The sequence below is a fragment of the Flavobacterium glaciei genome, from assembly GCF_003350545.1.
GTDB lineage: Bacteria > Bacteroidota > Bacteroidia > Flavobacteriales > Flavobacteriaceae > Flavobacterium > Flavobacterium glaciei.
In genome coordinates this window covers 97,640-108,794 of record NZ_QQBA01000012.1, presented here as the reverse complement: position 1 = coordinate 108,794, position 11,155 = coordinate 97,640, and the positions used below count along the sequence as shown (strand labels likewise).

Genomic DNA, 11,155 nt, shown 5'->3' with positions numbered 1-11,155 from the left:
ATTAAATCATATAACGAAGAATACGGACTGAACTGAATTTTTTGTTGCTGAACTAACATCTAAAAAGCCTTATGGTTACAGTTAAAAATACGAAATAAGGAGCAAAAAACTATAGTTTTCTACTCCTTTTTTATTATATAATTAATTCTTAAAAAGACTTTTTCAGTGCCCTCGGTTCGCTGTCAGGATTTTTTATTTATTAATAGGAGGGAATATCACCAAAAGTGGGTATTGTAGGAGCTTTAAAAAAGAGGTATCCTTGTGTTTGGTAGTTTTAAACTAGCATTTGGTATAATCGTCAAAACGAAATTGGAGGATTCTAGGTTTAATATAGTATTTGGAGGTACTAATAATTATTTGTGCGATCATTTTTAAGCAACTTTTTTGTAAAAAAGAATTTAAAATTGAGTATTCAATAGGTAAAACAATTACTGATGAACAATAAACCAAAAACGTACTTTCAAATTAGTATTTTTACTATCGTTGCCTTTTTCATTTTGTAAAGTTTGGTCTCTACATTCTGTTTATTGTAAAACATTTATTTGTTAATAGTTATTAAAAGTATTAACTTGTTAAAATTTAGTTAATATTTAAAGAAAATTCTTTTAAATAGTTTTTTTTTTTTTTGATATTTGACTTGGTTAACCAAAAAAACTATTAATAAATTTAAAAACTGTAAAAAATGAAGAAATTAGTATTTACCGCTCTGGCAGTGGTAGCATTTAGTGGAGCTGCAATGGCGAAGAATTTTGAAGTAAAAGAAAGCATTAAAAAAACGTCAAAGAAAAAAACATTTGCGACCACGGATTGTAATACAGCAAAGTTTGTAGCTTACGTTGATGCGAAAGCTGCTGGATTTAGTCACGAAGCTGCCGTTGGTATGTCCTATTCTGTTTATTTTATGTGTTTGGGATTAAACGATGCCACAATATTGCAATAAACAAGAAACTAAATTTAATTAAAATGTAATGACGCACCAATTTCGATGATTTTGGTGTGTTATTGATATATATAAGATGAATAAAATCATTGTTATTTTAATTTTATATGCAGCTGTAGGTTACAGCCAAGGTAAAAATGTTACGGTGGCTTACGGATTAATAATAGAAAAGGAAGCAGGATTATTTGATAATAACGCCGTGTTAAAAAACATGCTTGAAAAATCCATACTTGAGTCTAAAAAACTAACGTTTCAATTAATCATAACAGAAAATGGTTCTAAATTTTATAGCGAAGCAAATTTAGAGAATGACAGTGCTCCCGGTTTAAAAGGATTTATCTATGGCATGGCACATTATGCAGGCACCGTTTACACCTTAAAAGAAAAACTATTATTTCAAAAGGATTTGTTAGGAAAAAACATTTACACACAAGAGGATTTGAAAGATAATTGGCTTTTGACTAATGAGACCAAATTAATAGATAATTATTTATGTTACAAAGCCACTAATATCTATACAGTAATTAACGGATCTAAAATTTTTAGCCATCCTGTAATTGCATGGTATTGTCCAAAATTACCGTTTCCGCACGGTCCCGTCGGTTATGGAAATTTGCCTGGGTTGATTTTAGAACTTCGGGTACGAAATACTGTGTACGGAGCAAAAAATATAAAACTAGATAGTGATTCAAATTTTGATATCAAAGCTTTTGAAAAAATAAAAATCTTAAATCAGAAACAATTAGAAGAAGCCTATGATAAACTGAATGGTTTTATTGAATAACCATATTTACAAGAAAACTAATCTCCGGAATTTTTTTGTTTAATCGTAATTTAAAAATCAAAAAAAAATTAAGAATGAAGAAAATGATTTTTACCGCTCTATCAGTGGTAGCATTTAGTGGAGCTGCAATAGCAAAGACTGAGGAGGTTAAAGAAGTCAAGAAAGATACATTGTTTACAAATTGCTCTACGGTAGCTCAAGATAAACTTGAAAAATATGAGAAAGACAATGGTTGTTTATCAGGCACTGGAGCAACATTGATGTATAAGCTTTTTTACGATAGATGCGTTTCAGATAATAAGGAGGCTCACATTTCTGAGAACTGGTAAAATCAGAAACTGAAAAGTTTGTTTGATTTAAGTATTTTTTAAAAGTATAGAGAGGTAATGAATTTTGTTTTAAAAGCCATTACCTTTCTAATTTTAATTAAAAAGTTTTATTGATCATTTTTTAAGTAAAATAAATTTAAAAATAATTCTAAATGTATAAATAATTCACAATGATATTAAATTACAAAATGGTGAATTTGCTCTTTCTGCTTTGCAATTTTACTTTAAACAATTCATCAAATTTGAATGTAAATACGGTCAACGCTGTCTATTATAAAATTGACAGATATGATTCTGGTAAAAAAGAGGAAAAGTCTGTTGATCCTTCTTACGAAGCATTAAAAGAAGTGGAATTAGCATTGTATTTTACAAAAGAGGTTGCTGTTTTTAAGCAAATCAATAAAATAAGTTTGGCGGATGATTTGTTTAGTAAAATGGCAAATATAATTGCCGGTGGAGAAAGGTACTACAACCTTGTTACCAAACAAAAATTGGAGCATATGGATACTATGGGAGAAGAGTTTAATCTTGTTCACCCCTTCGAAGAATATACTTGGGAGATAACTTCAGAAACAAAAAAGATAAATGGTTATACGTGTTACAAAGCTGTTTCGCATACAAGTGAATATTCAAAGTTTAGAAAAAAAAATATATCTATTGATCCAATTGTTTGGTTTACACCTGAAATGCCATTTTCATTTGGGCCGGCAGGTTTAGATGGCCTGCCGGGTTTGGTGTTAGAGGGAAGCATAAATGGGAGATTGTATTTTTACGCGACTAAAATAGAATTTAATATCAAAGCTGAAAACATAGATTTTTCAAAACCTAAAAAAGGTAAATTTATTACACCTGCTGAGTTTGAAGATATCTTACTGCGAGACATGAATTAGATAACTTAAACTGTAAATTCTTTAAAGATTACGCAGTAAATTCGTTCATTAGAATGTTTGACGAATGAAAATTTAAAATTAGTAGTTATCATTTTAGCTGTGGTAGCATTTAGTGGCGCTGCAATGGCGAAAACCTCTGAAGGTAAAAAGACAAAACTATCAGCCAAGATAAATACACAATAAAAACACGTACAAATTAGTTATTTTTGCTATCGTTGCCTTTTTCATTTTGTAAAGTATGCTCTCTAAATTCTATTTTTTTGTAAAGTGTTCAATTTGTATTAGTTGTTAAATTTATAAAGAGTATAAACTTGTTAAATTATAGTTAAAATTTAAAGTAAATTCTTTTAAATAGTTTTTTTTTTTTTTTGATATTTGACTTGGTTAACCAAAAAAAACTATTAATAAATTTAAAAATTTTAAGAATGAAGAAATTAGTATTTACCGCTCTAGCAGTGGTAGCATTTAGTGGAGCTGCAATGGCGAATACAGGAGAAGTTAAAGAAGATGTTGTATTTAGCAACGAAAACAAAGTAGAAGCTGCAGTTGTGCAAGGTCCTGGTGATAACGAGGGAACAGCTACTCCATGTCAGGAATCTGCTATTTTACTTTACGAATCTATTATTAATGGTGGAGAGGATAAACCTCTTTTATTAAGTGCCTTAATGGGACTTTGCATGTTGTAAACTTCTTAATATAGTTAAAGTTTACATCGGAAACACTTGAACTTTCTCAGTTTTAATTGAGAAAGTTCTTTTTACAATCTTAATTTAAAATTGATGAAAAAATTTTTGCTACTATTTTTGTTTTTGGTAAATGTTATTCAAGCTCAGTCAGGAAAGGTTATTTATGCTATACAAGTTAGTCCATCTGCAAATACCGTCAAAGCGGAACAAAAAGTTTTAATGGAGACTTTATTGCAAAATGCGAATCTGCAAGAATTTCAATTATTGTTTAATTCTACAAGTTCTAGTTTCAAAAGCATTGAAAGTATGAATACCTTATCAGCCTATGAGGCGCAAATAAATACCATCGCAAAATTAGCATTTAGTTCTGCAGATGAGATTTACTTTGACAAGAAGGCACAAACGGAGTACATCAAAAAAGACGATGGACTTATAGTTAAGGATGATAATTTATCTTTAAATTGGACCATAACAACAAATTCAAAATTAATTGGTTCTTATCTGTGTTATGAAGGTATTTTAAAAAGAACTTTTATTAACAGAAAGGGAGAAACCAAAACAAAAGAGATAATTGCTTGGTTTGCACCTCAACTTCCATATTCTTACGGTCCTAAAGATTTTCATGGATTACCTGGATTAATTTTAGAATTATACGAGGACAAAACTGTCTATAGTGCGAAAAATATTGAACTTATAAAAGATGACCAAAATATATACTTCCCAAAGGGCAGAACAATATCTAAAGAGGAATATGAAAAAAAACTTGAATCTTCAGAAGCAGGGGTGATTATAGGTAAAAAACGAGAAAAAGAGAAAAACTCGCAATAATAAAGGAAAGGTCAATCTTTTAATTACCATAATTCCAAATAATAATTAATTTCAATGCATAAAATACTCTTCTGTTTTCTTTTATTTACAACCCTAAGTTTCTCTCAATCCCGCTCCATTACTGGTGTGGTGGCTGAGGAGAACAACAAACCATTAGAGTCTGCAAACGTAATTGCAAAACCCTTGCAAGAAAAAGCAAGCTTAAAATTTGCTATTGCTGATAATAAAGGACGCTACCGCTTAGAGCTGGAAAAAGCAGTGAAGTATGAAATTACGGTTTCGTACATTGGGTTTGTAGAGGAAGTATTTATTCTGGAAGCTGATGCTGTGGTGACTACACACGATTTTAAATTAAAACCTACCGGAGAACAACTCAAAGAAATTGTAATCAAACACGAGTTCAAGCCCATCGAAATTAAAAAGGATACCATGACGTTTAACGTTAAAAGTTTTGCCAACGGCAACGAACGTAAAATGAAAGAAGTCCTTGAAAAACTTCCTGGTGTTGAAGTCGATAAAAACGGAGGCGTTACCGTACAAGGTAAAAAAGTTACTAAAATGCTTGTTGAAGGCAAATCTTTTTTTGGTGGAGGCTCTAAACTAGCGGTTGAAAACATTCCTGCTGATGCATTGGATAAAATTGAAGTTATTGACCACTTTAACGAAGTGGGTTTTATGAAGCAGGTTTCGGATAGTGATGAACTGGCCATGAATGTAAAACTCAAAGCCGATAAAAAGAAATTTGTTTTTGGTGATGTTGAGGCTGGTGCCGAAGTAGGTAATGCCGATAATGGTTTTTATCTTGGCCACGCCGCTTTGTTTTATTACGCTCCTAAAACAAACCTAAGTTTTATAGGTGATTTAAACAACATTGGTAAACGCACCTTTACATTTGATGATTTAATGCGTTTTGGTGGTGGCATGAGTACCTTTTTATCAGGTCGAAAATCACTTACGAATTTGTATTCCTTTGCCAATGATAATCAGGATGTGGTTCAGAATACGTCTCAATTTGGGGCGTTTAACTTCAGCCACGATACTTCATCAAAACTTTCTATTTCTGGCTTTTCTATTTTTTCGAAAGTGTTGACGGCATCGCAAACCGAAAGTAAAAATGAGTATTTGCAAAACAGTGCCATTGCTTTTGAAAACCGACTGCAAGAAGGTACCAATCGGTCTGTTTTAGGAATTGGCAATATCAAACTCGATTATTCGCCTAGCGCCAAAGAAAAATGGTACTACAACGGACAATACCAGTCGAGTAATAATTCAATTTCAAACACCATCAACTCGATTACCAATGTCAATGCGAGTATTTTTGAAACACTCAACAAAGCTGATAATACTGCCATAAAACAATATATTGAGTGGCACAAAAGTTACAATCTAAAACACACCACCACTTTAGTAATCAATCAAGCATACGATTATAACACGCCACGAACCAACTGGTTTACTGATCAGCCTTTTTTGGCAGGACTTATTCCGCTGCAAGAGGATAGCGCGTACCGCATTGAACAAGTTAAAAAAGTAAAAACCAATAGTGTTGATGCGCTTTTTAAACATTACTGGATTATCAATAATTTCAATCACTTGTACACCAATGTGGGGAATAATTACGGTAATTCCCGTTTAGAAACCACAGAGCAGCAATTACTAACCAACGGGAATGTCAATGATTTTGCTATGTCTGGTTTTGGGAACTCGATAAAATACCAATTGAATGATGCCTATGTGGGTTTAGAATATAAGTTCAGAATAGGGAAATGGACGAATAAACCTGGCTTGTACGCGCATTGGTATCATTTAACTACAGATCAAAAGTCAGGAGAGCGAGCACTTACTAAAACACTTTTGCAACCACAATGGAACAGCGATTATGAGTTTAATAAGTCAGAATCTTTAAATTTTGTTTACAAACTAGAAAATAGTTTTCCACAATCCACCCAACTAGCGGAGCAGTTTACCTTGCAAAATTATAACTTGGTTTACAAAGGAAATGCCTTATTACAAAACGAGCGCTTCCACAATGCCAACCTGCGTTACACGAAAACTAATTTGTATCGCGGGATCACTTGGAACGCAATGGCGAGTTGGAATCAAAAAGTAAGAACGATCCGTAACGAAATTCAACTAGACGGTATCAACCAGTTCAATACCCCAATTTTAAGTGATAATCCCGAAACGAATTACAATGTAAACGGTTCTTTTAGCAAAAAAATATACCGTTTTAATTTGAGGTTTAATACTAATTTTAGTTGGTTTACGTATTTTCAAACACTAAATAATACCGAAACTTTAAACAATAGAAACAATCAAAGGTTGGGCGTAGTACTTCGTACGGCACACAAAAAATGGCCGGGCTTTAGTATAGGATACAACAAAGGATTTAGTCAGTTTTCGGGCTTGACCCAGTCTCAGTTTCAAACCGATGCAATTACATCTGATTTTGACATTAGCATCGCAAAATTTTGGACGTTCAAATGCAGTTACGAAAATCTGAAAAATACGAATAGCAACAAGCAGAGTAATTTCTACGACATCGCCAATACATCGTTGCGTTATCAAAAAAAGAACAGTCCTTTTGGATTTGAGCTAATGGTGAATAACCTTTTTGATAACAAGGTAAAAAATGATTTTTCCTTCTCAGATTATCTCATCAGTCAGCGCACCACTTTTGTATTGCCAAGGGTTTTCATGCTTTCCGTGAGTTATAAACTGTAATTAATTATAAACCCGAAGCACATTTCCATTTACCTGAACACGATATTGTTTCATAGGATATTGCAATTGTCCTTGTCCGGTAAACAAACTATATTCATTACTGTCACATCCACAAACGGCATTTATTCCATCTATGGTCATTGTAGAGCAGGAGCTTATGGCTTGATTAGGACAAGCTGCATCAAAGGCATTATAGCCACTACCGGTATTAAAAACAATAATGCCACGTGCGCCTAATCCAGCGTAATAAATAGCATTGCTAGCATATTTAAGATTTGAATACGCAGGCAAATTCATATTAATATCTATCGTAAAAGTATAATTAGGGACAAATGGATTTGTATTATCAAAACCAGAATCACTACACGAAAAAAAGAAAGGAATTATAACGGAAAGGAGCAGGTATTTTTTCATTTTAAAATAGTGTCAAAGTATTAGTGAAACAAATTTAATTTATTTAACTTTGAATTATATATGATTAACATATAATTTAAGACGAAAAAAAAATAATAATATCTTTGTGGAAAGAAATCCCGTCCTGATGGGATTTTTTCTATTTATATAAATAAAGAATTTATGAGTACAGTATCGTATTACACCGCAGAAGGGTTGAAGAAATTAAGAGAAGAATTAGATTATTTAAAAAGCGTAATGCGTCCAAAAGCATCGGCGGATATAGCTGAAGCAAGAGATAAAGGCGATCTTTCAGAGAATGCCGAATATGATGCGGCTAAGGAAGCGCAAGGAATGCTTGAAATGCGAATTGCTAAACTAGAAGAAGTGCATTCTAACGCTCGATTAATTGATGAATCTCATTTAGATCTTTCTAAAGTCTTAGTTTTATCAAATGTAAAAATCAAGAACCAAACCAATGGTATGGAGATGACCTATACATTAGTTGCAGAAAGTGAAGCCGATTTAAAAACAGGAAAAATCTCTGTGACTTCACCTATTGGGAAAGGTTTGCTAGGAAAATCAGTGGGTGAATTTGCTGAAATCACAGTGCCGAATGGTATTTTGAAATTCGAAATTTTGGAAATTTCGCGTGACTAAATAGTTAAAGATTTAAACGATTAATCGATTCAAGATGTCAAGTATTTTTACCAAAATCATAAACGGAGAAATTCCATGTTACAAAATCGCTGAAGATGAAAACTTCTTGGCGTTTTTGGATGTAAATCCCAATGCAAAAGGACACACACTTTGTATTCCTAAACAAGAAATCAATAAGATTTTTGAGATGGATGATGATTTGTATTTGGGTTTAATGCAGTTCTCAAAAAAAATTGCAGTTGCGCTCGAGAAAACAGTTTCTTGCAAACGTATTGGAATGGCAGTGGTAGGACTTGAAGTTCCTCATGCGCACGTGCATTTGATTCCGTTGAATGAAATGGACGAAATGCGTTTTCAAAACAAAGTAAAGTTATCCAAAGACGAATTTGAAACTTTGGCGGCAAGCATAAAAACCAATTTACAGTAATTTTTTAAATAAAATATTTTGGTATGGTTTTCGTTTAAAAGGGAATAGGTGCAAACCTCTTCCCTTTTCTAATTTATGACGCCTCCTTATATACTATGAAAAATATTTTTCTGTTGCTTTCTTTCTTTTGCTGTTCGCTGAGTTTTGGACAAGCAAATCCTCGTTATGCTGTTGTTGATGCTAAAATGGAGGCTATTCCCACTGCTGCAACTACTTCTACGCAAACAATTGCAAACTATATCAACGCTAATTTCAAAACAGAATCAGATAAAATCCGAGCGGCTTATTATTGGACCGCATCCAATATCAGTTACGATATTCCTGGAATGTATGCCGTAAACTTCAAAGAAACGGTGCAGCAAAAAATCGCAAGGACTTTAAAAACCAGAAAAGGGGTTTGTATTCATTATGCTTCTGTTTTTAATGATCTGGCCCAGAAAATTGGAATTCAATCCTATATTATAGAAGGATACAACAAGCAAAATGGAAAAGTAAGTAACCTAGCGCATGCTTGGATTGCAGCCAAAATTGATAAAAAGTGGTTTATTTTTGACGCAACTTGGGGTTCTGGCTATGTCAATAATGGAAAATTTTATAAAAAATTAAATAAAGCTTATTTCAAAGCTGAGCCTTCTAAAATTATAGCTTCCCATATTCCATTTGATTATTTGTGGCAATTTTTGAATTATCCTATTACCAATAATGAGTTTTATGAAGGAAAAATCCAAATCAATAAAGACAAGAAATATTTTGATTTTGAGAACGAAATTATCAAGTATAATGTATTACCTGAAGCAGAACAATTATTTGCTTCGGTAGAAAGAATAGAAAAAAATGGTTTAAAAAACGACATGATTTTGGAGCGTTATGAAGGAAAAAAGCAACAGTTGGTTTATTTGCGACAAAAGACAAATATTGAAAAATTGAATGCTATTGTTATTGAAATGAATAAAGCCGTAGTGTTATTGAATGAATTTATCCGTTACAGAAATAATAAATTCAATCCTGCTTTGTCAGACTCTGAAATTAGCAGCATGATTGAAACACCAAAAGAAATACTAATCAATTGCCAGAACAATATTTATAGCGTGGGTTCTGTAGGAAGTCAAAATAAAGCGAATGCGGAATCGATAAAAAAATCAATTGGAGTAGCTTTATCACAAGCAGAGGAACATTCTTTGTTTGTTAAAAATTATTTGAGCAAGTCAAAAATAGTCAGAAAAACAATGTTCTCTAAAGCGGTACAGTTTAGAGTTCGATAAATCAAATTGTTTTTTTGAAACTGACTTGCATCGTTGTGCCTTTTCCAATTTCTGAATTCAAGACTTTTATAGTTCCTTTGTGATATTCTTCTACAATTCGCTTGGTTAAGGAAAGGCCTAATCCCCAACCTCTTTTTTTAGTAGTAAAACCAGGTTCAAAAATACTTTTGAATTGTTTTTTTTGAATTCCTCCCCCAGTATCTGAAACGTTTATTTTTACATAATCGCCGTCTTGTTCAATTTTTAAAGCTAATTTTCCTTTTCCTTTCATCGCATCGATTGCGTTTTTTACCAAATTCTCAATGGTCCAACTGTGTAATGTAGGATTCAGCGACACCATAATTCTTGAATTAGGCGCTTTGAACGAAAACTCAATTTGTTTGGAGAATCGGGATTGTAAATAGTCATAGGATTGTTGTGTTTCGGCAACAATATCTTTATTTTCTAATTTGGGTTCCGATCCTATTTTTGAGAATCGATCAGTGATGGTTTGTAAACGCTCAATGTCTTTTTCTATTTCAAAAGTAGTACTTTCGTCCACATTTTCAGACTTCAAGAGTTCGACCCAGCCTATTAGTGATGAGAGTGGTGTTCCTATCTGATGTGCCGTTTCTTTTGCCATTCCTGCCCAAAGTTTGTTTTGCGTGACCATTTTTGTACTCCTATAAAAATTATAAACAAGCGCTCCAAAAAGCACAATGATAAGCACTAAAGCCACTGGGTAATATTTTAGCTTATTTAGTAATGCGGAATTTCCATAATATAAATTTTGAAATTTCCCGGGTACATATTCAATGACTATTGGTTCATTTTCGCTTTTTAATTTGGATAAAAAATCCTTGGCTTTGCGCTCATCTTTTATAATGGCATCATCAATATTTACAGTGTTTATAATGCGGTCATTTTCAGTAAGAATAATAGGGATTGAAGTGTTGTTACTGAAAATCTGAAGCGGAAGTTCTACATCGGTATTCTCACCAGCATTGTTGAGCGTTTTTTGAGCTTTTGCCCAAAGATTCATTTTTACTCGCTCCTCATATTTGAAGATTTGAAAAAAAGTATAAGTATTCCAGAGAATTAATGAAATGATTAAAAAGGATGCAAAAATAATAACCCAACGAGTCGTATTTCTTCTTTCAGAAAACTGCATAAATATAATTTAGAGGTATAAATATAACGAAATAAAAGCTGTAGTATTTTATTTTTAGGGAAAGATTTTTTTTGAGATTAGC

At 32.6% G+C, this 11,155-nt stretch carries 12 protein-coding genes; 10 read left to right on the top strand and 2 right to left on the bottom strand.

Annotated elements, in window-relative coordinates; genetic code table 11:
• Positions 1-682 precede the first annotated feature (682 nt).
• The 7 genes from DFR66_RS11060 (at position 683) to DFR66_RS11030 (ending at position 7,181) form a co-directional block, all read left to right on the top strand.
• On the top strand, positions 683-940 hold the full coding sequence (locus DFR66_RS11060; RefSeq protein ID WP_114754903.1) for a hypothetical protein: 258 nt from the start codon (positions 683-685) through the stop codon (positions 938-940).
• A gap of 76 nt (positions 941-1,016) precedes the next feature.
• A complete protein-coding gene (locus DFR66_RS11055; RefSeq protein WP_114754902.1) occupies positions 1,017-1,724 on the top strand; it encodes a GLPGLI family protein in 708 nt (235 codons plus the stop codon).
• A gap of 74 nt (positions 1,725-1,798) precedes the next feature.
• The gene (locus DFR66_RS11050) at positions 1,799-2,053 is read left to right on the top strand and encodes a hypothetical protein (protein ID WP_114754901.1); all 255 of its coding nucleotides are present in this window, start codon (positions 1,799-1,801) and stop codon (positions 2,051-2,053) included.
• 170 nt (positions 2,054-2,223) lie between these two features.
• A complete protein-coding gene (locus DFR66_RS11045) occupies positions 2,224-2,943 on the top strand; it encodes a GLPGLI family protein (RefSeq protein WP_114754900.1) in 720 nt (239 codons plus the stop codon).
• A 425-nt stretch (positions 2,944-3,368) separates the two neighbouring features.
• Complete coding sequence (locus DFR66_RS11040; RefSeq protein ID WP_146841170.1) at positions 3,369-3,629, top strand: hypothetical protein; 261 nt, start codon at positions 3,369-3,371, stop codon at positions 3,627-3,629.
• Positions 3,630-3,722: 93 nt separating this feature from the next.
• Complete coding sequence (locus DFR66_RS11035) at positions 3,723-4,457, top strand: GLPGLI family protein (RefSeq protein WP_114754898.1); 735 nt, start codon at positions 3,723-3,725, stop codon at positions 4,455-4,457.
• Positions 4,458-4,511: 54 nt separating this feature from the next.
• On the top strand, positions 4,512-7,181 hold the full coding sequence (locus DFR66_RS11030; protein ID WP_114754897.1) for a carboxypeptidase regulatory-like domain-containing protein: 2,670 nt from the start codon (positions 4,512-4,514) through the stop codon (positions 7,179-7,181).
• Here the strand turns inward: DFR66_RS11030 and DFR66_RS11025 are convergent, their stop codons facing one another.
• Entirely contained in the window at positions 7,182-7,595 is a 414-nt protein-coding gene (locus DFR66_RS11025) for a Rieske (2Fe-2S) protein (protein WP_114754896.1), read from the bottom strand. It lies immediately after the preceding gene.
• A 162-nt stretch (positions 7,596-7,757) separates the two neighbouring features.
• On the opposite strand from DFR66_RS11025, the gene greA reads away from it, so the two are divergent.
• From greA to DFR66_RS11010, 3 genes are all read left to right on the top strand, one after another.
• Positions 7,758-8,234, top strand: a complete 477-nt coding sequence (greA, locus tag DFR66_RS11020) for a transcription elongation factor GreA (protein WP_113664987.1) — start codon at positions 7,758-7,760, stop codon at positions 8,232-8,234.
• 34 nt (positions 8,235-8,268) lie between these two features.
• The gene (locus DFR66_RS11015; protein WP_114754895.1) at positions 8,269-8,661 is read left to right on the top strand and encodes an HIT family protein; all 393 of its coding nucleotides are present in this window, start codon (positions 8,269-8,271) and stop codon (positions 8,659-8,661) included.
• A gap of 95 nt (positions 8,662-8,756) precedes the next feature.
• Positions 8,757-9,923 (top strand): transglutaminase domain-containing protein, encoded by a 1,167-nt coding sequence (locus tag DFR66_RS11010; RefSeq protein WP_114754894.1) that lies wholly within the window; start codon positions 8,757-8,759, stop codon positions 9,921-9,923.
• A gap of 1 nt (position 9,924) precedes the next feature.
• On the opposite strand, the gene DFR66_RS11005 is transcribed toward DFR66_RS11010, so the two are convergent.
• Positions 9,925-11,073 carry a sensor histidine kinase gene (locus DFR66_RS11005; RefSeq protein ID WP_114754893.1) on the bottom strand — a complete coding sequence of 383 codons (1,149 nt, stop codon included), beginning with the start codon at positions 11,071-11,073 and terminating at the stop codon, positions 9,925-9,927.
• Between the last annotated feature and the right edge of the window lie 82 nt (positions 11,074-11,155).

Excerpts from the sequence above, each read along its gene's own strand:
- DFR66_RS11005 (WP_114754893.1), bottom strand. The coding sequence starts at position 11,073 with ATGCAGTTTTCTGAAAGAAGAAATACGACTCGTTGGGTTATTATTTTT.
- DFR66_RS11025 (WP_114754896.1), bottom strand. The coding sequence starts at position 7,595 with ATGAAAAAATACCTGCTCCTTTCCGTTATAATTCCTTTCTTTTTTTCG.
- DFR66_RS11060 (WP_114754903.1), top strand. The coding sequence starts at position 683 with ATGAAGAAATTAGTATTTACCGCTCTGGCAGTGGTAGCATTTAGTGGA.
- DFR66_RS11040 (WP_146841170.1), top strand. The coding sequence starts at position 3,369 with ATGAAGAAATTAGTATTTACCGCTCTAGCAGTGGTAGCATTTAGTGGA.
- DFR66_RS11030 (WP_114754897.1), top strand. The coding sequence starts at position 4,512 with ATGCATAAAATACTCTTCTGTTTTCTTTTATTTACAACCCTAAGTTTC.
- DFR66_RS11045 (WP_114754900.1), top strand. The coding sequence starts at position 2,224 with ATGATATTAAATTACAAAATGGTGAATTTGCTCTTTCTGCTTTGCAAT.
- greA (WP_113664987.1), top strand. The coding sequence starts at position 7,758 with ATGAGTACAGTATCGTATTACACCGCAGAAGGGTTGAAGAAATTAAGA.
- DFR66_RS11035 (WP_114754898.1), top strand. The coding sequence starts at position 3,723 with ATGAAAAAATTTTTGCTACTATTTTTGTTTTTGGTAAATGTTATTCAA.
- DFR66_RS11055 (WP_114754902.1), top strand. The coding sequence starts at position 1,017 with ATGAATAAAATCATTGTTATTTTAATTTTATATGCAGCTGTAGGTTAC.
- DFR66_RS11010 (WP_114754894.1), top strand. The coding sequence starts at position 8,757 with ATGAAAAATATTTTTCTGTTGCTTTCTTTCTTTTGCTGTTCGCTGAGT.
- DFR66_RS11050 (WP_114754901.1), top strand. The coding sequence starts at position 1,799 with ATGAAGAAAATGATTTTTACCGCTCTATCAGTGGTAGCATTTAGTGGA.
- DFR66_RS11015 (WP_114754895.1), top strand. The coding sequence starts at position 8,269 with ATGTCAAGTATTTTTACCAAAATCATAAACGGAGAAATTCCATGTTAC.